Source organism: Massilia sp. SYSU DXS3249 (assembly GCF_053668055.1).
Genome location: NZ_JBSIPX010000010.1, coordinates 117291 through 139311, shown reverse-complemented (window position 1 = coordinate 139311; position 22021 = coordinate 117291). Strand labels below are relative to the sequence as shown.

At 67.4% G+C, this 22021-nt stretch carries 25 protein-coding genes; 11 read left to right on the top strand and 14 right to left on the bottom strand.

The features are described 5' to 3' along the window. Positions 1-349: 349 nt before the first annotated feature. Together ACWCIA_RS13665 and ACWCIA_RS13660 are read right to left on the bottom strand one after the other, a co-directional pair. Positions 350-1054 (bottom strand): anti-sigma factor, encoded by a 705-nt coding sequence (locus ACWCIA_RS13665; RefSeq protein ID WP_454164070.1) that lies wholly within the window; start codon positions 1052-1054, stop codon positions 350-352. Continuing rightward, on the bottom strand, positions 1051-1611 hold the full coding sequence (locus ACWCIA_RS13660) for a sigma-70 family RNA polymerase sigma factor (protein WP_454164068.1): 561 nt from the start codon (positions 1609-1611) through the stop codon (positions 1051-1053). Before ACWCIA_RS13660 ends, ACWCIA_RS13665 begins: the two co-directional genes overlap by 4 nt. A 318-nt stretch (positions 1612-1929) precedes the next feature. Between ACWCIA_RS13660 and ACWCIA_RS13655 the strand changes: the two genes are divergently transcribed. Further along, positions 1930-2835 carry a DUF4394 domain-containing protein gene (locus ACWCIA_RS13655; protein ID WP_454164067.1) on the top strand — a complete coding sequence of 302 codons (906 nt, stop codon included), beginning with the start codon at positions 1930-1932 and terminating at the stop codon, positions 2833-2835. A gap of 69 nt (positions 2836-2904) precedes the next feature. Here the strand turns inward: ACWCIA_RS13655 and ACWCIA_RS13650 are convergent, their stop codons facing one another. Together ACWCIA_RS13650 and ACWCIA_RS13645 are read right to left on the bottom strand one after the other, a co-directional pair. Then, positions 2905-3603, bottom strand: a complete 699-nt coding sequence (locus tag ACWCIA_RS13650; RefSeq protein ID WP_454164065.1) for a FadR/GntR family transcriptional regulator — start codon at positions 3601-3603, stop codon at positions 2905-2907. A 106-nt stretch (positions 3604-3709) separates the two neighbouring features. Further along, a complete protein-coding gene (locus tag ACWCIA_RS13645; RefSeq protein ID WP_454164063.1) occupies positions 3710-4468 on the bottom strand; it encodes a FadR/GntR family transcriptional regulator in 759 nt (252 codons plus the stop codon). Positions 4469-4650: 182 nt separating this feature from the next. On the opposite strand from ACWCIA_RS13645, the gene ACWCIA_RS13640 reads away from it, so the two are divergent. Then, on the top strand, positions 4651-5112 hold the full coding sequence (locus ACWCIA_RS13640) for an SRPBCC family protein (protein WP_454164138.1): 462 nt from the start codon (positions 4651-4653) through the stop codon (positions 5110-5112). Further along, positions 5099-5461 carry an ArsR/SmtB family transcription factor gene (locus ACWCIA_RS13635; protein ID WP_454164061.1) on the top strand — a complete coding sequence of 121 codons (363 nt, stop codon included), beginning with the start codon at positions 5099-5101 and terminating at the stop codon, positions 5459-5461. Before ACWCIA_RS13640 ends, ACWCIA_RS13635 begins: the two co-directional genes overlap by 14 nt. Positions 5462-5517: 56 nt before the next feature. Here the strand turns inward: ACWCIA_RS13635 and ACWCIA_RS13630 are convergent, their stop codons facing one another. The 3 genes from ACWCIA_RS13630 to ACWCIA_RS13620 form a co-directional block, all read right to left on the bottom strand. Continuing rightward, on the bottom strand, positions 5518-7734 hold the full coding sequence (locus ACWCIA_RS13630) for a S8 family serine peptidase (protein ID WP_454164059.1): 2217 nt from the start codon (positions 7732-7734) through the stop codon (positions 5518-5520). Positions 7735-8076: 342 nt separating this feature from the next. Then, positions 8077-8826, bottom strand: a complete 750-nt coding sequence (locus ACWCIA_RS13625) for a PEP-CTERM sorting domain-containing protein (protein WP_454164058.1) — start codon at positions 8824-8826, stop codon at positions 8077-8079. A gap of 185 nt (positions 8827-9011) precedes the next feature. Further along, positions 9012-10331, bottom strand: coding sequence for an amidohydrolase family protein (locus ACWCIA_RS13620; RefSeq protein WP_454164056.1), 1320 nt, complete (start codon positions 10329-10331; stop codon positions 9012-9014). A gap of 102 nt (positions 10332-10433) precedes the next feature. On the opposite strand from ACWCIA_RS13620, the gene ACWCIA_RS13615 reads away from it, so the two are divergent. Both ACWCIA_RS13615 and ACWCIA_RS13610 read left to right on the top strand, forming a co-directional pair. After that, a complete protein-coding gene (locus tag ACWCIA_RS13615) occupies positions 10434-11255 on the top strand; it encodes a ferritin-like domain-containing protein (protein ID WP_454164055.1) in 822 nt (273 codons plus the stop codon). A 227-nt stretch (positions 11256-11482) separates the two neighbouring features. Beyond that, positions 11483-12184, top strand: a complete 702-nt coding sequence (locus ACWCIA_RS13610; RefSeq protein ID WP_454164053.1) for a pirin family protein — start codon at positions 11483-11485, stop codon at positions 12182-12184. A 157-nt stretch (positions 12185-12341) separates the two neighbouring features. Here ACWCIA_RS13610 and ACWCIA_RS13605 read toward each other — a convergent pair whose 3' ends face one another. The 3 genes from ACWCIA_RS13605 to ACWCIA_RS13595 all read right to left on the bottom strand — a co-directional run bounded on the left by ACWCIA_RS13605 (position 12342) and on the right by ACWCIA_RS13595 (position 15280). Beyond that, on the bottom strand, positions 12342-13253 hold the full coding sequence (locus ACWCIA_RS13605) for a LysR substrate-binding domain-containing protein (RefSeq protein WP_454164052.1): 912 nt from the start codon (positions 13251-13253) through the stop codon (positions 12342-12344). A gap of 111 nt (positions 13254-13364) precedes the next feature. Continuing rightward, on the bottom strand, positions 13365-13991 hold the full coding sequence (locus ACWCIA_RS13600; protein WP_454164050.1) for a hypothetical protein: 627 nt from the start codon (positions 13989-13991) through the stop codon (positions 13365-13367). A gap of 191 nt (positions 13992-14182) precedes the next feature. Next, positions 14183-15280 carry a branched-chain amino acid aminotransferase gene (locus ACWCIA_RS13595; protein WP_454164048.1) on the bottom strand — a complete coding sequence of 366 codons (1098 nt, stop codon included), beginning with the start codon at positions 15278-15280 and terminating at the stop codon, positions 14183-14185. Between the two features lie 144 nt (positions 15281-15424). Here ACWCIA_RS13595 and ACWCIA_RS13590 point away from each other — a divergent pair, with 144 nt between their 5' ends. From ACWCIA_RS13590 to ACWCIA_RS13570, 5 genes are all read left to right on the top strand, one after another. After that, the gene (locus tag ACWCIA_RS13590; RefSeq protein ID WP_454164046.1) at positions 15425-16318 is read left to right on the top strand and encodes a MaoC/PaaZ C-terminal domain-containing protein; all 894 of its coding nucleotides are present in this window, start codon (positions 15425-15427) and stop codon (positions 16316-16318) included. Between the two features lie 66 nt (positions 16319-16384). Further along, positions 16385-16861, top strand: a complete 477-nt coding sequence (locus ACWCIA_RS13585; RefSeq protein WP_454164045.1) for an acyl-CoA thioesterase — start codon at positions 16385-16387, stop codon at positions 16859-16861. A 124-nt stretch (positions 16862-16985) separates the two neighbouring features. Then, entirely contained in the window at positions 16986-17888 is a 903-nt protein-coding gene (locus tag ACWCIA_RS13580; RefSeq protein ID WP_454164043.1) for an alpha/beta fold hydrolase, read from the top strand. Positions 17889-18177: 289 nt separating this feature from the next. Next, positions 18178-18597 carry a hypothetical protein gene (locus tag ACWCIA_RS13575; protein WP_454164041.1) on the top strand — a complete coding sequence of 140 codons (420 nt, stop codon included), beginning with the start codon at positions 18178-18180 and terminating at the stop codon, positions 18595-18597. Between the two features lie 47 nt (positions 18598-18644). Continuing rightward, complete coding sequence (locus ACWCIA_RS13570) at positions 18645-19172, top strand: ankyrin repeat domain-containing protein (protein ID WP_454164039.1); 528 nt, start codon at positions 18645-18647, stop codon at positions 19170-19172. A 2-nt stretch (positions 19173-19174) separates the two neighbouring features. On the opposite strand, the gene ACWCIA_RS13565 is transcribed toward ACWCIA_RS13570, so the two are convergent. From ACWCIA_RS13565 to ACWCIA_RS13550, 4 genes are all read right to left on the bottom strand, one after another. Beyond that, on the bottom strand, positions 19175-19561 hold the full coding sequence (locus tag ACWCIA_RS13565) for a c-type cytochrome (protein ID WP_454164037.1): 387 nt from the start codon (positions 19559-19561) through the stop codon (positions 19175-19177). Next, positions 19558-20202 carry a TetR/AcrR family transcriptional regulator gene (locus ACWCIA_RS13560; RefSeq protein WP_454164035.1) on the bottom strand — a complete coding sequence of 215 codons (645 nt, stop codon included), beginning with the start codon at positions 20200-20202 and terminating at the stop codon, positions 19558-19560. The genes ACWCIA_RS13565 and ACWCIA_RS13560 overlap by 4 nt, the downstream gene beginning before the upstream one ends. A gap of 30 nt (positions 20203-20232) precedes the next feature. Next, positions 20233-20679 (bottom strand): hypothetical protein, encoded by a 447-nt coding sequence (locus ACWCIA_RS13555; RefSeq protein ID WP_454164033.1) that lies wholly within the window; start codon positions 20677-20679, stop codon positions 20233-20235. Positions 20680-20765: 86 nt separating this feature from the next. Next, a complete protein-coding gene (locus tag ACWCIA_RS13550; protein ID WP_454164031.1) occupies positions 20766-21143 on the bottom strand; it encodes a hypothetical protein in 378 nt (125 codons plus the stop codon). Positions 21144-21370: 227 nt separating this feature from the next. On the opposite strand from ACWCIA_RS13550, the gene ACWCIA_RS13545 reads away from it, so the two are divergent. After that, positions 21371-21880: a GNAT family N-acetyltransferase gene (locus ACWCIA_RS13545; protein ID WP_454164030.1), complete on the top strand. Its 510-nt coding sequence runs from the start codon at positions 21371-21373 to the stop codon at positions 21878-21880. Positions 21881-22021: the final 141 nt, after the last annotated feature.

Below are 22021 nucleotides of genomic sequence, written 5' to 3'. Positions count from 1 at the left end.
GTGTTGTATTGACAGGGAGCCGGGCGCGCCGTGGGAAAGGCCCAAGGCACATCAGTCTGCGGTCGATTGTACTTTGGTCTGGCCAGTTCCGCAATCTGGACATGCCAGTTAATTTTTCGGCCTGAACGGAAGAGCCGTTGCGACATGGCCGTTTGATGACCAGCGAGGAGACGGACGGCGCACGCATGGGCGTGCCTGCAGGATGAGCATGGACGATACGCGCGCCGCATCGGGTGCCGGCGGCGTGGCGTTGACTTGAAGCGGGCCGAGTGCATCGGGCGCGGAAGAGTGTCTGCCTTGACCAGAGCGCGGCCTGCGCGCCCCGATGCGACATTGAGTCGTCTACGGATCAGGTCATCTTGACCGAACGGCCGATGTACAGGATCGGTCCCGTGGGACGGCCGAGCGGCGATCCTCCTGCGGGTTCCAGCGTGATTTCGAACAGCTGGTTCGGCTGGACCGGCGGGAGCTTGTCGAGCCGCACTTCGAGCTTCCTGCCCGGCGTGACGAAACCCAGCGAAACCGGGCCCTTCCAGCCGTCGGCCTTGGTCCATAATTGCAGCACGCGCTGCTCCGGTACGGTGGTGTCCCCGAGCGGCTCCAGAAGCAGGGTCCGGGCGTCGGGCATTTTGATCACCCACCCAGGGGCCATGCTCTGCGGCGCAGCCAGGACCGTCACGAAGCGCGTCCCGGGCGATGGGCGCATGGTCTCGCCCATGTTGAACGCCATGATCGCTGCGGCGGCGAAACCGCCTGCCGCCAGGCCCCGCCACACATTGAGCCTGTTCCACCAGGAGGCCTGCACGGCGCCCGTCCAACCAGGGGTCCGCGCAGGCAGGACGCTGTGCTCGATGCGCTCCCATAGGGCAGTGGACGGTGTGACGGGCTCGGGTATGCTCGTCAGCGGCAGCAGGCGCTGTTCCCAGTATTCGACGGCGGCGCGCAGGCGGCCGTCGGTCAGCTGCGCCTGCTCGACTTGCCGGCGGCGCGCGGCCGGAAGCGTGCCGAGCACGTAGGCGCCGGCGAGTTCGTCGTGATCAGGTAGCTCGGTCATTCCATGCAATTCCGTAACGCGCCCAGTCCGCGCTTGATCCATGCTTTCACCGTGCCAAGCGGTGACTTCAGCAGCTCGGCAATCTCACTATGCGAACACCCATCGACGTACGCGTGCAGGATACTGTTGCGTTGATTGGCATCGAGCTGAGTCAGGCAGTCGCGCAGCCGGCCGAGATTTGCGTGCAGCTCGAACGCGTCCGTCGTCCCGGCGTGAAGCGATGCCTTCGCCTCCGACTCTAGCATGGTCTCGTCGCTGACATGCACTTCGTGCCCGCTGCCGCGCACGAAATCGAGTGCCAGGTGCCGTACGACGGTGTACATCCAGCCACGGGCGGATCCGCGCCTTGCATCGAAGCTGCCGGCCTTTGTCCAGATGCGCACGAACGCGTCGTGCACGACGTCCTCGGCGGCCTGGCGCTCCCGGACGATGCGCAAAGCCACGCCGAGAAGGCGCGGACATTCCTGATCGTAGAGGCGGCGCAATGCCTGCCTGTCGCCGCGGGCGCACGCCCCCAGCGCCGCTTCATAATCGAATTCCCCCGTTGCACCGGTCATGATCAGCCGCCTTGAGGTGGGTTGGCTGGCCCCGCCATCGCCTGGAACCCCAGCCATGGCAGGCCGGGTTGTCGCAGGAGTCGCCGGGTTCGCTATTCGGGTTCGCAGCCTTTTACGAACGTCCACGCTTTCCCGCATTTATTTTGACTTGGCTGCATCCAATTCGCATCTTGCGGCGTAGTAAAGGTATCGGATCAAGACGATTCGGTAATTGGTGCGGCCGCGCAGACGTCGGATTGTCGGCGTGCACCCTGTTCCTTGACCTTGCGCGGAGCATCCCGTCCATCAATCATCCACTTCCTTACCAGGAGAGACATCGTGAGAAAGCTAGTCAAGACAGTCGTCGCAGCAAGTCTGGTCCTTGCCACCTTGCCGGCCATCGCCGCCGATAACGATTCGCGCGATCGATCGCGTTCCGGCTGCGAGAGCGGGGATGGCCGCCGCGGTTCGAATTCGCTATCGGTCGTTGGCCTGACCGAAGACATGCGGCTGGTGTGCTTCAATGAGAAGCGTCCCGGCAAGGCGGACAGTATCGGCATCATCAGTGGCCTCGTGCGAGGCGATGCGTTGGTCGGAATCGATTTCCGTGTACAGGACGGCAAACTTTATGGTGTCAGCCGCACCGGCGGCGTGTACGTGATCGATACCCGGAGCGCGATGGCGACAAAAGTCAGCCAGCTCTCGGTCGCGCTCGAAGGCGCGTCTTTCGGCGTGGATTTCAATCCGGCCGCCGACCGCCTTCGTGTCGTCAGCGATTCGGGACAGAACCTGCGTCATAACGTGAATGCCGCGGGCGTCACCATCGTGGACGATCCCCTGGATTACCCGCCCGCCACCCCGGTCAATGCGGTAGGGGCGAATGCTACTTTCGTCACCGGCTCGGCATACACCAACAACGACCTCTCACCGTCCACCGCGACGACGCTCTACGCGCTCGATACGACGCTGGACCAGGTTGCGCTGCAATCGCCACCGAACGATGGCACGCTTGCTGCGACCGGCAAGCTGGAGCTCGATGCTGCGCCGGCGGTCGGCTTCGACATCTACAGTACGGTCAGGGGAGGGGTTGCAGTCAGCCAGCAGGCGCTGGCGTCGCTTCGTACGGGGGAAGGAGATAGCAAGCTGTTCAGTATCAACCTCTCGACCGGAAAGGCGACGTCACGCGGCAGCTTCCCGAGCCAGTACAGGGTCATCGGGATTGCCATTCCACTGAACCAGCTCTAAACGATTGTCGCGGCCTGGGCAGGCAACTCACGGAAGTGTTGCGGTGCTTGCTTGCCCGGCCGCTTCGCCTCAGCCGCGCGAGAAGGTGCGGGTCACGCGGTCGAGGTGGGCGCGCATGGCGGTGCGCGCGCCGGCCTGGTCGTGGGAGGCGATCGCGGCGAAGATGTTGCGGTGGTCGATCAGCGTCTGCTGGCGCAGTTCCTCGGTCTGGAAGTGTTCCTTCAGCTTGTGCCAGAGCGAGCCGCGCTGGCTCCACAGGTATTCGATCACGCCGACCATCGCGCTGTTGCCGGTCGCGCGGGCGATCGCCAGGTGGAAGTTGCGGTCGGCCTGCTCGTTGCCGCTGCGGTCCTCGTGGTGCTGCTCCATCTCCTCAACGGCGACCAGGATGGCGTCGATGGCCGAATCGCTGGCGTGCTTGGCGGCGAGGGCGGCCATTTCGACTTCGATCAGGCGGCGCGCGGCCAGGACCTCGAACGGGCCCGGTCCGGCGGTGGGCACCTCGGCCGGCGCCGTGGCCTGTTCGCTGACGTAGACCCCGGAGCCGCCGCGCACTTCGACGGTGCCGCCCAGTTCCAGGGCAATCAGCGCTTCGCGCAGCGAAGTGCGGCTCACGCCGAGCTTGAGCGCGAGGTCGCGTTCGGACGGCAGGCGCTCGCCGGGACGGATGTTCTCGGACCGGATCAATTCCTCGATCTTGTTGGAAACGACCCGGTACAGGCGCGGCTCGTTGGCACCGGCTTCGCTCGGCGCAGGGGTCTTCTTCATTGTGCGTGTGTCCTGATCAGGTAGGGAAGTGCCAAAACTAGCGAATCTTAGTTTGGTCCGCTTGATGTTGCAAGGGACTCAACGAAATAATCCGCAAGTTGGCCGTTCAGGCCGCGCTTGACGCGCCTTCGCCCAGCTCCTGTGCCCGCCGCAGCCGTTCGCGGCTGTTGCTCAGGTGGGTGCGCATGGCGGCGCGGGCGGCCTCGGCGTCGCGGCGCGCGATGGCGCCGTAGATGTCCTCGTGCTCGTGGATCACGCGCTCCAGGTAGTGGGCCGGATCGTCCTGCGCCAGCCTGGCGGAATTGAGACGGGCACGGGGGATGATGTTGGTGCCCAGGTGGCTCAGGATGTCGTGGAAATAGCGGTTGCTGGCGCTCTGGGCGATCAGCAGGTGGAACTGCATGTCCGGCTCCACCGTCTCGACGCCCTTGCGCGCGCAGTCCTCGAAGCTGTCGAGCGCCGCGCGCAGCTGGGCCAGCTGTTCCTCGCTGCGGCGGTTGGCCGCCAGCCCGGCCGCCTCGGTCTCGAGGCTGATGCGCAGCTCGAGCAGGGCCAGCACGTCGCGCATCGTCACCACGGTCGCCGGGTCGAGGCCGAGCGTGCTTGCAGGAGGCGGGGGCTCCAGCACGAAAGTACCGATGCCGTGGCGGGTCTCGACCAGGCTGGCCGCCTGCAGGTGCGAGATCGCCTCGCGCACCACGGTGCGGCTGACGCCGAGCAGGCGCATGATCTCCGATTCGGTCGGCAGCTTGTCGCCGGGTTTCAGCTGGCCCGCCTTGATGCTGTCGCCCAGGTGGGCGACGACGCCCTGCGCCAGGTTGCGGTGTTTTTTCAGGGGCGCTTGCGCGAGCGGAGCAGGGGTCATGGTCGGGGAAAAGGTAAGGGCCGCAGGTGCGGCCTCGCGATTATACGCCGAGATCTTGTCTGATGACAGACGACAATGCAGCATGCGACGCTTGCCCGGCCGGGCGCGTCGCCTTACACTCCGGATATGCAACCAGGTGGTTGCTTAATCCAACCCTGACAGGAGACGGCATGACGACAGACATCGGTACAGACTCGGACCGCATCGAACGCAGCGTCGAGATTGCGGCGCCCCGCGCCAGGGTGTGGCGCGCGCTCGCCGACGCGCAGGAGTTCGGCAGCTGGTTCGGGGTGAACCTGCAGGGCCAGGCATTCGCGCCCGGCGCCCGGGTGCGCGGCAACATCACCCATCCCGGCTACGAGCACATCGTCTTCGAGGTGCACGTCGAACATGTCGAGCCGCAGCAGCTTCTGTCCTTCCACTGGCATCCGTATGCGGTCGACCCTGCAGTCGATTATGCGCAGGAAGAGCCGACCCTGGTGAGCTTCACCCTGCAGGACGCGCCGGGCGGGGGCACCCTGCTCACCGTGGTCGAATCCGGCTTCGACCGGGTGCCAGCGGGGCGCCGCCTCGAGGCCTTCCGCATGAACAGCCAGGGCTGGGATGCGCAGGTCGCGAACATCGCGCGCCATGTCGGCGGCTGACACGGCACCGGGCGACCCGGCCGGCCTTGCCGGCGTGTTCGCGGCCCTGGGCGACCCGACCCGGCTGCGGCTCGTGTCGCTGCTGTGCGCGGGCGGCCTGCTGTCGATCGCCCAGCTGACCGCGGGGACCGCCATCAGCCGCCAGGGCGTGACCAAGCACCTGCAGGTGCTCGCCGACGCCGGCCTGGTCTGCGGCGTGAAGCTGGGACGCGAGCGCCGCTGGCAGCTGGCGCCGCAGCGCATCGACGAGGCGCGGCGCAGCCTGGAAGCGATCGGCCGGCAGTGGGAATCGGCGCTCGGCCGGCTCAAGGCTTTCGTCGAATCCGATCGCCCCGATCCGGCCGCATGAAAAAAAGAACCCGCCGGCGGCGGGTTCCTTGTTACACAACAGACCAGCCCAGCAGATTATTTACGCCCGATCGTCGCCTGCTTGACCGCCTGCTGGCTGCCGTCGTCGGTCGCCCGCAGGTCGACGGTCCACGGCCCCTTGCCCGACAGGGTCACGGCTTTCGAGAGCACCAGGGCCTCGCCCTGCTGCACGAAGGCCGACTTGTCGAAGCTGTGCAGCACCTTGCCCGCACTGGTGAGGACCTGCACCCGCGCGTCGCCGACGGTCGTCACGCCGTTCGCATCTTTCACCTTGGCGCTGATCGTTACCGGCTGGCCGCTGCTGACCTTGGTGGCGCTGACGGCCAGCTCGGCGGTCGGCGGCACGTTGTCCGGCACGGTCACCTCGTACTTGCCGGTGTAGTCGGTCGAAACCAGGTTCACGCGGCCGTCGACGCGCACATGCCATTCGCCCGCCTGCGGGAACTTGACCTCGACCGAGCGGTACTTCTGGACGGTCGTCAGGCCGGCCGACTGGGCCGCGAAGCCGGTGCCGGTGCTCGGGTCGACGCCGGGCGCGTACAGGGTGATGTAGAGGTTGTTCGCTTCCAGCGCCCAGGAGGCGTCGGCGAACAGCTTCACGGCGCCCGGCTCGACGCTGATCTTGTGCAGGCCGTAGCCGGTGTTGGTCTGGAAGGAGTTGAGCAGGGCCGAGCCGGCATAGGTGCCGCCGGAGACGCGCATCGGTCCCGGGTTGAAGTGCACCAGGTCCTGGTCCGTCACCGCGGCCGGGATGGCGCCGGCGTTGACGGCGTCGACCGCCTTGCGGGTGTCGACGAAGCCGGCGCCCGCGTCGAAGGTGTCGTAGCCCTGCATCACCGTCTTGTTGGCGGTGACTTCGAGCACGCGGATCACGTCGAGCGGCGACAGGCGCGGGCCGCCTTTCTTGTCCTGGGCCTGGTGCACCAGGGCGGCGATGCCGCTCACGTGCGGCGTGGCCATCGAGGTGCCGGAGGCGGCCCCGTAGTTGGTGCCGCTGAGCGTCATCGGATGCACCGGATTCTGGGTCGAGACGATGTTCTCGCCCGGCGCCACGATGGCCGGACGGTCGATGCCGAGCGGGCGCGCGGCGTGGTCCCAGGCTGCCTGCTCCTCGGCGCTGGCGGCGAGGAAGAGCTGCAGGTTGGCCAGCGCCAGTTCGCGGTCGTGGTTGCCGTCCGGGCGGCCGCGCGACGAGAAGTCGGCCATGCCGTAAGCCTTGTTGGTGGCGCCGATGCCGAGCGCATAGGGCGCGTTCGAATACGGGTTCATCGTGTTCGGGCTTGGGCCGTCGTTACCGGCCGCGAAGACCGACAGGATGCCCTGTTCGAAGGCCAGCCGCGAGGCGACGTTGGTCGCCTGGTTCGGGTTGAAGGGCCCGTAGCTCGAACTGCCCCAGGAATTGCTGAGCACCCGGATGTCGGCGACGCCGTCGCGCACGCTGGCGATCACGTGGTCGTAGGCTTCCAGGGTGAAGGGGAGGTTGATGCCGGTGCTGGCGCCGTAGCTGATGATGGTCGCCTTCGGCGCCATGCCGCGCAGGTTGCCGTCGGAGTCGACGCCGGTGCCGGCGATGGTGCCGATGCAGTGGGTGCCGTGTCCGTATTCGTCGGTGTTCCAGTGGGTCCCGAGCACGTCGATGTGCTTCTCGACGATCGAGGTTTCGACGTCGATGCCGTCCGGCGTGAGCGATACGTAGACCTGGGTCGGGTCGTTGCCCAGCGCGCCAACCGCCTCGTAGTTCTTCTTCACGTTGCCGAGGTCGGGGTGCAGGGCGTCGGCGCCGGTATCGATGATCGCCACCGTCACGCCCGTGCCGTCCAGCCCGAGCACCTTCTGCACTTCCTCAGCCTTGGTCATGACCCGGCCTTCGGCATTGAACAGGCGCTGGCTGCGGCTCGGTTCGATGAAGCGGGTCTCGGGCCAGCCGGCCACCTGCCGGATCTGGTCGCGGCTGAGGAGCACGCGTGCCATCGGCAGCACCTTGTAGGTCTTGACCTTGTTGACCAGCGTGGACAGGCGCGAGGCGCTTTCCTTCTTGTCGAACACGACGATCACGTCGTAGTAGACGTTGGTCAGCTGCTTGTTGAGTTCCTCGGCAAACAGCTTGTCGATCCTGGCCGCGGCCAGGGAGCCGACCGTGCCGCCGGTGCCGGGCAGGATGCTGGTGATGGCTGCGTTGGCGAGCGGGCCCTGGGCGCCCAGGGCCATGACGAGTGCTGCAACCAGGGTAAAACGACGACGATGTGTACTCACGACGATGCTCCTCTTGATCTATTGTTATCGGGATGCTTCCGGTGAAAAACGGCATTCCGTGTGCCGCCTGATGAGTATTTCGGCGGCATGACAACTGGTCAAATGTGCATACGTCTGTAACAACTTTATTTTCGAAAACGTCACAAACATGTTGTGAGTTCGCCAATGCACAATTGTGCGCGGGAGAAATTGTGCTAGGCCTTGTGCATAACCTGGCGCCCGGCGCCGCGCTTCGCACGCCGGCGGGGCCCGGCAAACAAAAACGCCGCTCCGATGCGAATCGAAGCGGCGTTCTTCAGTGCCTGGCAGCTGCGGCCAGGCTCTGCGTCAAGCGGTCGTGGATCAGGCCTGCTTGCGGCGGCGCGCAGCGGCGAGTCCGGCCATCGCCAGGCCCATCAGTGCCAGGCTGCCTGGTTCCGGCACATTGCCGACGCGCAGGTTGTCGACGCGGACCACGAGGCTGTTATCGATGTTGGCGGTACGGAAACCCAGGGTGTCGAAGTTCTTGATGTTGCTGTTGAGTTTCATCGAGGCGAACGACGCGGTACCCGGCACGCTCGGCGTGAACCAGGCGTCGAAACGGTCGTAGTAGTTATTGTTGCCCGGCTTCGACTTGTACAGGTGGCCCGACACCTGGTAGCTCACACCCGCGGCGAGGTCGCTGCCGCCGAGGTAGCTGCCGCCGGAACCGGAGGTGCGCACGAACAGGTCATTGATGCAAGCGCCGTCGCAGTTGGCCTTCAGGCCGATGTTCGGGCCGGTCGAGCTGCCGAACCACAGGCCGACGAAATCGTTATCGCCCAGGACGCCCGTGTATTCCAGCGTGAAGTCGACGAACACGTCCGAGAACTGGCGCGTGTCGAGTTTGCGCACGGCGGCGTTGTCGTTATTGCCGATGATGACGAGGGCGCCGTCCTTGATTTGCGCCGGGGCCTTGGCCGTGCCCTTGGCCGGGGCGAGGTTCCAGCCCTTGTTCCAGCCCTCGCTGCCGCCCTCGAAGTTGTCGTGCGCGACGATGACGGTGGCGTTGGCAGCGCCTGCGGCGAAGGCGAGGGCAGCGAAGGAAGCGCGGATCGAAGTAGAGAGTTTCATGTCAAGAACATTTGTTGTGGTAAAAGATGTTTTCCATTAAGCATGTTTCGTGCCAGAAAATAAACATCTTTTATAAACAGTTACTTAGCATTCTCTCGGGAAATTGAGTTGCCGTCTGTGTAAGATTTTTCGACAGAAAGAGCCCGTCAGACTGCAGTGGCGGCGGCAGGGTTGGCCGCCAAGCCTCAGCGTGGCGCGTGGCTACTGCGCGGCTGCTCCCGCGGTGTGCTGACGACGGCACCACCCTTCATCACGAATACCACCTCCTCGATGGCGGCGAGGTTCTCGAGCGGATTGCCTTCGACGGCAATGATGTCGGCGTGCGCACCTTTGACCAGCATCCCCAGCCCGCTCTCACCGAGCAGCCGGGCGCCGTGGATGGTCGCGGCCTGCAGGATATCCCGCGCCGGCAGCCCTGCCTCCGCGTAGGCGAACAGCACGCGCCTGGCAGCGTTGCCGCGCCCAGGGCCGAGCGCCATGTACATGTCGGAGCCGGCTGCAATCGTCACCCCCGCCCGGCGCGCTCGGCGCAGTCGTTCATGGTAGGGCGTGGCCAGATTCCTTATCTGCGCCTCCGTCAGCGGCATGGCGAGCTTGCGCACCTGTTTTTCCGCCAGCGAGAAATCCATATCGGTCGGGACGAGGACGACGCCCTTGCTGCGCATGGCCGCCAGCGTGGCGTCGTCCACTGCGTAACCGTGCTCGATCGCATCCACGCCCGCCTCCAGTGCGCGCCGGATCGCAAGGTCGGTGGTGGCGTGCGCCGTGACCTTCATCTTGTACAGGTGGGCCTCGTCCACGATCGCGCGCATTTCGTCGACCGAGAGCATTGCCTTGTTGGGCGAACTGTTCGAATAGATCTTGATGAGGTCGGCGCCGCCGTAGAGGTTCTCGCGCACGGCCTGGCGCGCATCCTCGCGTCCGCGGACGATCCGGTAGTCGCCGTCGACGATGGCGCCGTGGCCCGGAGCCAGCCCCGGCGCCTGGCCGCCCTCGGGCGCCAGTCCCGGCCCTGAGACGAACAGGCGCGGCCCGGGGACGCTACCCTCGGCGATCGCGCGCTTCAGGGCGACGTCGGCGAAGCGCCCGGCGTTTCCCAGGTCGCGCACGGTGGTGTAGCCTGCGTCCAGGTAGGATTTGGCGCGCGCCGCCCCCCGCAGGGCACGCAGGGCGTCGCCCTCGATTGCCACCGCCTTGGTCACCGTCAGGGTATTGTGCTCGTCGCCGGGATGCTCCTGGAGCAGGTGGGCATGGGATTCGATCAGGCCCGGGAGGACGGTGTGGGCGCGCAGGTCGATGACCCGGGCGCCGGCCGGCACTGCCACGCCGGCGCCGATCGCGGCGATCCTGCCGTCCTGGACCAGGATGACCTGTTCTCCCGTCATGACGCCGCGCTCGCTGTCGAACACCTTGCCGGCCAATAGCGCGAGGGTCGGTTCGGCAGCGTGCAGACCTGGGGCAGTGTTGCAGGCAAATGCAAGCACGAGGGCACGCAGGCGTTTCATGATCGCTCCAGAAGCCGGGTTCGCGCCAGTCTAGCAGCCGCCGGGCTGGGCCGGCGCGCCCCGGGTTTGGTAAACTGTCCCCTTTGTCCGATGGATCGCTCCATGTCCCACCCGATCGAGCTGCGCGCCGCAGCCTTGCACTGCCTGTTGCTGACCGACCCGCGCGCCAAGGCCGACGCGGTGGCCGTGCTGGCGCAGGCGCAGGCCAGCGGTGCCGCAATGGTCGACAGCGGAGGCGCGCTGGAGACAACCGGCGCCATTCCCGGCCGGCCCGCGCGTCCCGAACTGGTATCGCCGCGCCTGGTCGGCCGCCGTTCGATGGCCACCGTCGAAGGGCGGGCGATGCTGGTGCACGCGCTCGCGCACATTGAATTCAACGCCGTCAACCTGGCGCTCGACGCGCTGTGGCGCTTCCCCGGCATGCCGGAGGCCTATTACCTCGACTGGCTGCAGGTCGCGGGCGAAGAGGCGTATCACTTCTCGCTGCTGTCCGCGCACCTGGAGGTGCTCGGCTATGCCTACGGCGATTTTCCCGGCCACGACAGCCTGTGGGAGATGGTCGAGAAAACCTGCGGCGATCCGCTGGCGCGCATGGCGCTGGTGCCGCGCACGCTGGAAGCACGCGGGCTCGATGCGATCCCGCCGCTGCGCGCCAAGCTGGCGCAGGCCGGCGACCTGGCCGCCGCCGCCATCCTCGACATCATCCTGCGCGACGAAGTCGGGCACGTCGAGATCGGCAACCGCTGGTACGGCTTCCTGTGCGAGCAGCAGGGGCGGGAACCGCGCGCCACCTATGACGAGCTCGTCGTACGGTACAAGGCCCCGGTCCTGAAGGGACCGTTCAACCTCGAGGCGCGCCGCCGCGCCGGCTTCAGCGAGGCCGAACTGGCGCGCCTGGCCCAGGGTGACGGGCCCGCCGTCTGACCCGCACCGGTACAGGGGCAATCGGCAGCGCAATACGTGCCCGGTCAGAAGACGAATAAGGTATTCGAAAATTTCGATGATAGCCCGGCAAACTACTCGCTTTTTGATTCCCGGGTCGACGCGCATAATGCATTCCATCGACAACACGGCACAGGCCGGACCGGGAGAGCCGGGACGGCAGCGAGATTCGAATCCTTCGAATAAGCCGACAATAAAAGGAGCGCATCATGTTGAAAGTTCGTAAAGCAGAAGAACGCGGCGTCGCCAATTTCGGCTGGCTGGACTCGAAGCACACTTTCTCGTTCGGCCACTACCACGACCCGGCCCACATGGGCGTCGGCCCGCTGCGCGTGATCAATGAGGACCGGGTGGCGGCAGGACGCGGTTTCGATTCGCACGGCCACCGCGACATGGAAATCATCAGCTACGTGCTGGACGGCGCGCTCGAGCACAAGGACAGCATGGGCAACGGTTCCGTGCTGCGTCCGGGCGACGTGCAGCGCATGAGTGCGGGCAAGGGCGTGGTCCACAGCGAGTTCAATGGCTCGCGTACCGAGCCGGTGCACTTCCTGCAGATCTGGATCCAGCCGAACGAGATCGGCGGGCCGGCCGGCTACGAAGAGAAGCACTTCGACGCCGCCTCGAAAACCGGCCGCCTGCGCCTGGTGGCTTCCAGCGACGGCCGCGAAGGCTCGGTGACGATCCGCCAGGACGCCTCGCTCTACGCCGGCATCCTCGACGGCGACGACGCGGTCAGCTTCCCGCTGCAGGCAGGGCGCATCGGCTACGCCCACGTGGCCCGCGGCAGCGTGACGGTGAACGGGGTGGCCCTGAAGGCGGGCGACGCGGTGCGCATCGACGACGAGGCGACGGTCTCGCTCACCGGCGCGGACCAGGCGGAAGTGCTGCTGTTCGATTTACCGCACTAAGCTGCCGCAGGCGTAGGGGTGGAGGAGGCCAATGGCCTCCTCCACGGCTTCACCGGAGTCCCGACTCCACGCGTCGCTACGCCGGCATAACCCGCATCGGCGGCTGGCATGACGCAATCAACCTCGCGCAGCGACGCAGGCCTGGTCCGAAACCGCGTCAGGGCTGCTGCAGCATCCGCGCGAACGCCGCGCCGTCGCGCATGCGCTCGCGCCACCACGCGAGCGCGGCCCCTTCTTCGCCGGTGCGCCAGGCCAGATACAGGGTCTCGTCCGGCTTCGGCTCCTCGACCTCTTTCAGGATGAAGCGGCCCTGCGCGATATCCTCGCGCACCCAGGGCTCGGGCAGAAAGCCGAAGCCCAGGCCCGCGCGCTGGAACGCGTACTTGGTCTGCAGGTCGGGCGCGGCCAGCGTGTCCTGGCCGAACAGCAGGCCCACGGTGCGCGCCGCCAGCTGGCGCGCCGAATCCGATACCGACACCGCGCGCCAGGCCGCCAGGTCCGCCTTGGCCAGCGGATGCGCGGCCCCGGCCAGCGGGTGGCCCGGTGCGACCACGAACACGAAGGACACGCTGCCGAAGGGAATGGCGGTATAGCCGCCGCCAGAAGGCCCGCTGCCGGCCGCACCGATCAGCAGGTCGGCGCGGCGCTCGATCAGCGCTTCCCAGGTGCCGGACAATTCTTCCTTCATCAGCCGCAGGCGGGTCTGGTCCGCGACCTCGTAGAAGGCCGTGATGTCGTCCATCAGGCCGCAGGGCGTGAGCATCGAGTCGATGGCGATGGTGAATTCGGTCTCCCAGCCAGAGGCGACCCGGCGTACGCGCCGTTCGAGGTCGCCCGCCGCCTTCAGGAGGTAGCGGCCTTCCTTGAGCAGCTCGGCGCCGGCCTCGGTGAGTTCGACGCGCGGGCCGAAGCGCTCGAACAGCTGCACCCCGAGGTCTTCCTCGAGCTTGGAGACGGTATAGGAAATCGTGGATGGGACCCGGTACAGCTCTTTCGCGGCGGCGGCGAAGGAGCCGCGGCGGGCGATGGTGTCGACGGTGAGCAGGGCGTCCAGGCTGAGCTTGAGCATAGGGTGTCGTGTTGTGCGGGCTGGCGCATCATAACCCGACGAGGCGCCCGGCCGGGCGGGGCATGGAGAAACCACGATCGCTCGTGGTTTTCCGTGAAGGCGGGGAGGACGTCAGAAGTAGAAGTTCACCAGCAGCCCGATGTGGTCGCCCTTGACCGGGATGCGCGAGCGCTTCTCCTTGAACTCGTCGTTGGCCCAGCGCAGCTTGAAGCCGATGCGGTGCGAGTACATGTATTCCAGCTCGGCCACCGCGCCGGTCGAATCGTCGAACTGGTAGTCGCCGATGTCGCTCGCGCCGCCGCTGCGGAATTCGGTATTGGTCACATGGCGGATGCCGCCGCCGACGCGCACCTGGTCGTTGACGTGGTAGTAGCCCAGCAGCTCGAGCGGGATGCGCTCGAAACGCATGCTGCCGTTACGGGCGCTGGCGTCGTCGAAGTGGTAGCCGATGGTGCCCTGCACCGAGAATTGCTGGTTGATGCGGTAGTCCAGGCCTGCCAGCAGGGCGATGCTGTCGCCGCCGTTCAGGTCGATGCTGTAATCGTCCTCGTAGTACTGCGTGGCCAGCTTGTCGCCGCCATGGGTCAGGCCGGCGCCGATCACGAAGCGCAGCGGCTTGGCCAGGGGGTCGACCACCACGTAGGTCGGGGTCGGTGCAGGTGCGGGGATGGAGTCCTGGGCGTGGGCCGCGCCGAGCGAGGCGAGCGCGAGGGTAACTGCAAGTGCAAGATTTTTCATGTCGTTGTCGTTGGTTTTCTACGGGACGCGGGCTCGCGCCGCCAGGTGACAGGCATGATAAAGATACAAGTGTTTCGAAACAAGGAGGGATCGACTTTTGTTGCAAACTAGAAACAAAAGTCGGTGCGGCCGGGGGAGGGAACGCAGAGAGTGCCCGGACGGCGCGCGCGCACCGTCCGGGCAGGGCCAGCTTAGAACACGCGCTGGATCCAGCCGTGCTTGTCTTCGGCGCGGCCGTTCTGGATGTCGAGCAGGGCCGACTTCAGGCGGGTAGTAACAGCGCCGGCTTCGCCGTCGCCGATGGCCGCTTCGAAGCCGCGGCCCTTGACCTTGCCGATCGGGGTGACGACGGCCGCGGTGCCGCAGGCGAAGGCTTCGGTCAGGCGGCCGCTGGCGGCGTCCGCTTTCCACTGGTCGATCGAGTACGGTTCTTCGCGCACCGTCAGGCCCAGGTCGCGCGCCAGCACGATCAGGGAATCGCGGGTGATGCCCGGCAGGATGGTGCCGGTCAGCGGCGGCGTCTGGATCGAGCCGTCGGCGAACACGAAGAAGATGTTCATGCCGCCCAGTTCTTCGACCCACTTGCGCTCGACCGCGTCGAGGAACACGACCTGGTCGCAGCCTTCGCGGGTCGCTTCGGCCTGCGCCGCCAGGCTGGCGGCGTAGTTGCCGCCGCACTTGGCGTCGCCGGTGCCGCCGGGCGCGGCGCGGATGTAGTTCTCGGACACCCACAGGGTCACGCCGGCGGCGCCGCCCTTGAAGTAGTTACCGGCAGGGGACGCGAACACGCAGTACAGGTATTCGGCGGCCGGGCGCACGCCCAGCGCCGCTTCGGTGGCGATCATGAAGGGGCGCAGGTACAGGGCAGAACCTTCGGCCTGCGGGATCCAGTCGCGGTCCTCGGAGACCAGCGCGTGCACCGATTCCAGGAACAGTTCTTCCGGCAGCGGCGCCATCGCCAGGCGTTCGGCCGACTTGCGGAAGCGGCGCGCATTGGCGTCCGGGCGGAACAGGGCGGCGCCGCCGTCCGGCTGCGGGTAGGCCTTCATGCCTTCGAAGATTTCCTGGGCATAGTGCAGCACCATGGTCGTCGGGTCGAGCGGCAGGGCGCCGCGCGCTTCGACCTTGCCGTCGTGCCAGCCGCGGCCTTCGGTGTAGCGGATCGTGACCATGTGGTCGCTGAACGCGCGGCCGAAACCGGGATTGGCAAGCAGTGCCGAACGGTCGGCGGGTGGAAGGGGCATCAAACTTTTCTGGATCGACAGGGTCGATTGGCGGTCATTGCTCATACGGTCTCCGGGATACAAAAGTACGCGACAGTGCGGTAGTGCGTCGTCAGGCGGTATTATCAGCCAATCACGCACTTTTCGTGACGTGAATATTGCGAGAGCGTCGAAGAAGCGATGCTTGTTCGGTCATTTTGGGAGGAATACTTGTTTCGTTCGCTCGACAAGGGGCAAACCGCGCCAGCATCGCTGCCCCCGATGGGCGCCGGCCTGCTGCTGCGCGCGCTCTTCAAGCGCCCGCATGCCGTCTCGGGGCCGGCGGCCGGGCCGCTCACGTCGCGCTTCCTGGCCGACCTGTCCGACCGCGCCGACATCGCGCGCTACGGCGCCGCCCTTGGTTTCGCGCCCGGCACGGTGCCCCTCACGTACTACTACCTCGCCGTCCAGCGCGCCCACTTGGTGACGATGCTGGCGCCGGCCTTCCCCTACCGGATCGCCGGGATGGTCCATGTCGAGAACGCGCTCGTCGCGCACGGCGCGCCGCCGTCCGGGCCGCTCAGTGCACCAGTTCGCCTCGACACTCGCATCGAGATCCTGCCGCCCAGCGCATCTGGCGCCGTCTACTGCGCGCTCGAGACCGAGGGCTGGTGTGGCGAGACGCATGTCTTCACCTGCACCAGCACCTATCTCGCCGTGCGCGGCAAACGCGGCGCCCGGTCGCCTGCGCCGGCGGCCGGCCCAGGTGCGCCGATCGGCGAATGGACCCTGCCGCGCTCCGCCGGAAGGGCCTATGCCCGCGTCTCGGGCGACTGGAACCCGATCCACCTGGCCGGCTGGACCGCGCGCCTGATGGGACTGCGCGAACCGATCATCCACGGCATGCACTCGGTCGGCAAGACCGCCGCCCGCCTCGAGCAGGTGGCGGGCCGGCGCGTGACGGCGATCTCGGTGCGCTTTCGTGCGCCCATCCCGCTCGGCGCCACCGTCGTGCTGGCGCAGGGGCAGGAGCTGGAGTCCTGGGCCCTGTATTGCCGCGGCCAGCTCGCGGCCGAAGGCAGCTACCGGCTGGGCCAACCCGTCGTCGATAAATTGCAAGGCTGAAAGTAAAGACGGGCAAAGCGCCGTAGAATGGACGCTCGATGTTCCACTCATACCCAGGAATGTGCCATGAACGACCACCACGGACGACCGGTCCACGAACTGACGATGACGGTCTTGATGACGCCCGACATGGCGAACTTTTCGGGCAACGTCCACGGCGGCACCATCCTGAAATTCCTCGACAGCGTCGCCTACGCCTGCGCCAGCCGCTATTCCGGTTCCTACGTCGTGACCCTGTCGGTCGACCAGGTGATGTTCCTGCAGCCGATCCACGTCGGCGAACTGGTGACTTTCCTGGCCTCGGTCAACTACACCGGCACCAGTTCGATGGAGATCGGCATCCGCGTCGTCACCGAGAACATCCAGCAGCGCACCCAGCGCCACGCCAACAGCTGCTATTTCACGATGGTCGCGGTGGACGCCAGCCGCAAGCCGCAGGCGGTGCCGCCGCTGGTGCCGGAAACGGAGGAGCAGAAGCGCCGTTTCGAGAAGGCCGAGGAGCGCAAGCGCTCGCGCCAGGCGCTGCACGGCAAGAAGCGCTGAGCCGGCGCGTCGCTTCGCATGGGGCGCGGCCGACGTCCGCTCCTGTAGCGATGCGTCAAACCCTACCCTGGCTGCCTGCACTAGACTGGCCGGCTTGCGTTTCGTCCAACCACGAGGAGCCCCGATGCCATCCATGTCGTCTTCGCGCCGTGTCTTCACCGCCGCCGCAGTGGCGGCCCTCGCATTCCTGCCGGCGGCCTGCGTGCTCGCCGCCCCCTTCGCCTCGAACCGCGTCAGCGTGCGCGTCGAAGGAACGGGCCCCGACGTCATCCTGATCCCCGGCCTGAATTCCTCGCCGCGCGCCTGGGCCTCGACGGTGGCGGCCCTCCCTGGCTACCGCTACCACCTGGTGCACCTGTCGGGCTTCGCCGGCCAGCCGGCCGGCGCCAACAGCGAGGGCGCCGTGGCCGCTCCCGTGGCCGAGGAGATCGTCCGCTACATCCGCGCGGCGAAGCTGGAGCGGCCGGCCCTCATCGGCCATTCGCTGGGCGGCACCATCGGCATGCTGCTGGCAAGCCGCCACCCGGACGTGCTGTCGCGCCTGATGGTGGTCGACATGTTCCCCTACCTCGGCATGCTGTACGCCGGCCCGGCGGCCCCGCCTGCGCGGGTCGAGGCGCTGGCCGACCAGATCGCCGCCGGCATGCGCGCCGCCACGCCCGAGCAGCGCAACCGGGGCGCCATCGAGACCATCCATGCGATGGTCGACACGGAGGCGATGCGCCCGGTCGCGATCAAGGACGCGCTGGACAGCGATTTCGAGGTCGGCGTGCGCGCCTACCATGAACTGTTCGTCACCAACCTCATTCCCCAGCTGCCCAGGATCAGGGTGCCGGTCACGGTGCTGTACATCCAGCCGAAGAGCGTGCCGGTGCCGCCGGAGCAGTTCGACGCCGGCTACCGGATCGGGTACGCGCCGGTGAAGCAGCTGACGATCAGGCGCATCCCGGACAGCGCCCACTTCATCATGTGGGACCAGCCGCAGCGCTTCCAGGCCGAAGCGCGGGCCTTCCTCGCGGGGCGGTGACCAGGGCGGTACGCCTTCGCAGGGCTGGATGAGGCCAATGGCCTCCTCCATGGCTTCACCGGAGTCCTGACTCGTCGGCCGGCCTCATTGCGCGCAGATCTGAAAGGCCGGCGAGCGAGATTGTTTCGTGATACCCGCGTCCGCTTCCTTTCCAGCCGGCGCTTGCTGGCCTAGACTGGAATGACCGCGGTGCGCAGTGCCGGCGCCGCAGCTTCCCAACGGCTCGACCTCACGCTTTCCGCGCGACGCCTGTACCGAAGGCCTGTTACCGCTTCGTGAAGGAACGATCATGCGCTCCCTGTCAACCTGCCTGTCTGCCGCCGCGCTGCTGTGCGCCGGCGGCGCGGGCGCCCAAACCCTGCCGTATCCGCAGGACACTCTACCGAGCTCCACCGTGCAGGTCACCGCTCCAGCCCGCGGCACCTGGGTCAGGCCCGAGCAGGCGCGCCAGATCGCCGGCGCGTACGACATGTCGAACGGCTGGTACATGCGGGTGCGTACCGCGTCCCGCCATATCGACGTCACGATCGACGAACAAAAGCCGCTGCGCCTGGTTCCCGTGGCGCCCTACCGGTTCGTGTCGGGCGACGGCAACGTGACGATGGAATTCAACCGCGGAAATTGGGGCGACGAGATGATGATGAGCTATGTCCCCGACCGGCGGACGGCCCAGGTCGTCGTCCTGACGTCGCGCATCGCCCAGCGCTGAGGACCAGCCCTGCCGCCCGGGCGGGACAACCTGAGAGAGACGGACAAATGGACATCTTTTCTGCGGTCGAACGGAAGAACCTGCGCGCGTTGCAACGCATCCTGGACAGCGATCCCGGCGCGGCGCGCAGCACCGATTGCTGGGGACGCACCGCCCTGATGCTGGCCTGTGTCGAGGGCGAGGATGCCTACGCCAGGCTGCTGCTGCCCTGGAGCGATGCCCTCGCCAGCGACAGGGACGGCGAGACCGCCCTGATGCTGGCCGCGTTCGGCCATCCCCGCTGCGTCGAACTGCTGCTGCCGGTGAGCGACCCGGAAGCGCGCGACGCCGACGGATGGACCGCGCTGATGTGGGCCGCCTCCAGCGGGAGCGAGCGCTGCGTGCAGCTGCTCCTCCCGCACAGCGACGTGGACGCCGCCACCGCATCGGGGATGACGGCGCTCGACATCGCGCGCAGGCACGACCAGCATGCGCGCGCGCAGCAGATTCGCAGGCACATGCTCGAGCAGGAGGCGATCGCGGGGGCTGCAGCGCCGCCGCCAGGCGCCCCTGGCCCGACCGGGCTGCGGCCATAGGGTCAGCGCGACTTCGCCGGCGGGATGCTGCGCAGGTAAGCCAGCAGGTCCCTTACCTGGCCTTCGTTGCTCATCCCCCAGAAGCGCATTTTGGTGCCGGGCACCACGTCGCCGGGCGCGTCGAGGAAGGCCGTGAGGGTCTTGTCGTTCCAGACGATGGCGGACCTGGCCATCGCCGGCGAATAGCGGTAGTCCGGGGCGCTGCCGGCACGCCGGCCGTACAGGCCGTTGAGCTGGGGACCGAAGGCGCTGCGCGCGGACGGGCCGACGCTGTGGCAGGAGGCGCAGCGCGAGCCGAACAGGCGCTCGCCGCGGGCCAGGTCGGCCGCCATGGCGGGCAGCGCTGCGCACAACAGCAGGGCGATCCCGGCTGTCCGGAGGAGGCTCATGATGCTTCCAGGGTGGCGGCAGGATGTACGCCGGCGGCCCCTGGCGGGCCATAGGCCGCCATGAAGATCGACAGCGCGCTCGCCGTGGTGCGCTCGATCTGCTCGGGAGTGAGGGCGGGCGGGGTCTCGAACAGGTAGCGCCTGCTCCATTCCGCTTCGAGCAGGCCTTTCAGGTGCAGGGCGGCGCGGGTCGGATCGGCTTCGCGCAGGCGGCCGGCGTCCATCGCGCCGCGCAGGAAGCGGGTCAGCGCCGCCATGGTGCGCGCCGCGCCCAGGTCGTAGTGCCCGCCTTCGAAACCGGGACGGCCGGCCTGCGACACCAGCAGGCGCCGCAGCATGGCGACCCGGGGCGAAAAACCGTGGGCGAGGTAGACTTCGGCGAAACGCGCGAGCGCCGCGGGCAGGTCGGCGCCAGGGGCGCCCAGCACGTCCTGGGTCGCGGCCAGTCCCGCCTCGGTCGCTTCCCCGACGAGTTCGAGGAACAGGGCTTCCTTGGAACCGAAATAGCCGTACAGCGTCGCCTTCGAATAGCCGACGCGCGCGCAGATGTCGGACATCGACGCGCGGTCGAAGCCCGATTCCGCGAAGGTTTCAAGGCCGGCCGCCAGGATGGCCTGGCGCCGTTCTTCGGTTTTCCTCATCGCCGTTCCATGGCAGTGCGGGCGCGCCGCTCAGTCGACCCGGCGTACCTTGGCCGAGCTGTTGGTACCCTCGACGTGCAGGAACAGGGTGCCGAACAAATTGCGCTCGATCCGCACCTTGGTGTTGCTGCGGCGCGGCAGCACGGCCGAGCTGTCGTCGGTGACGCGCCAGACCTGGCCGTTGGCGAGCTTGATGCGGGCATTCGGGCCCCAGCCTTCGAAGTCGCCGGCGATGGTGCTCTCGATGGACTTCGGCTCCTCGTCGGCCTTGCGCGCGATGGATTGGCGGCCGAAACCGGCGACGCCGGAGGCCGCTGCGGTGGCCGGGGCTGCGGCAGGCGTGGCGCCGAGCGGCATGGCGTCGTAGCAGGCAAGGCGGGCAGGGGCATCGGGGAGGGCGCGGCATTTCAGGACGGCGGCGTCATCGGCCAGTGCGGCACTCGACACGAACAGCAGCAGGGACAGGGCTTTCTTCATATGCTTTCCAAAGGTGATGCCGGGCGGTCGTGCGCGGCTGCGCAAGATTATATCGGCACCGGCCTCCGCTGTGCCGGGCTCGCTTGTCAGGGCTGCTGCGGCTGGGTGAGGAAGATCCAGGCCACGGTGATGACAACGGCGCCGGTGGCGGTGATGCACGACCAGGTGAAGAACCAGGCCGAGAGCAGGGTCGCGTGCAGGGCGCGCTCGACCAGGCAGCCGAGTGCAAAGGCAAGGACGGTGAGGAAGGACCAGCGGCGCAGGTAGATCGGCAGGTACTTGCTCATGCGGCGGTTGTGCTGGGTGGCGGCGTGGCGCTCGATCGGCGTGCGGGCGCGGCCGACGTCGGCGAACAGCCAGTCGAAGAAGATGAAGCGGTAGAGCAGGGTGCGCAGGCGCAACTGCGGTGCCGGCACTGCCTGCGCGCTTTCCTGCTGGCCGGGCCGGCCGTGCGGATGGGTCATTGGCGGTCTCCCAGGGTGCAGCGGGCAGACCCGCCAGGCGGCCCGCCGCGCATCGATGGCGCGCCAGGCGTGCAAGGCCAGTATGCCGCAAGGCGGACGGACGCAGCGCCCCGGTTGTGCGTGAATCGGTGCGTGACGTCGGTGCGGGACGGCGCGTGCGGGCACCGCGGCTGGGCAAAGCGCGCGGGAAGCGCTAGCATGGCGGGTTTTGCCAGCCTGCCTTTCCGATGCCGCCAGAGAACTTCCACATCCGCCCGCTCCTCCCCGCAGACCTCGCAGCCGTTCTGTGCGTGCAGGCCGAGTGCTACGGCCCGGCGATGCAGGAAGCGGCCGCGGTCGTCCGCGCGCGTTTGGAGCAGGCCGCCGACACGGCCTTCGCCGCCGTCCGCGAGGGCGGCGTGTGCGGCTACCTGTTCGCCTACCGCAGCCTGCTGGGCCAGGTCACGCCGCTGGGCGCGGGCTTCGCGCCGGCGGCCGCGCCCGACACCCTCTACCTGCACGACCTGGCGGTGTCGCCGCGGGCGGCCGGCCTGGGACTGGCGCGGGCCCTGGCGCAGCATGCGAACGCGCTGGCGCGGCGCGAGGCGCTGGACTGGTGCGCGCTGGTGTCGGTGCAGGATTCGCAGGCGTTCTGGGAGCGGCTCGGGTACCGGGCAGCTGCCTGCGATGGGCCGGAGGCGCGTGCGGCGCTGGCGGGGTATCCGCCGGTCGCACTGTATATGGCGCGACCGGCCTGAGTTCCCGGCTATTGGAGCGTCGAAAGCGCGTGGAGTTGCCATTGAAGCCCCCGGCTTCAATGGCTCCACCCTACGCTTGCGCCTGGCGCATCGCTTGCCGACGCGGCGCGCTCATCCTTGATATAGTGGATCCTTTGCGCC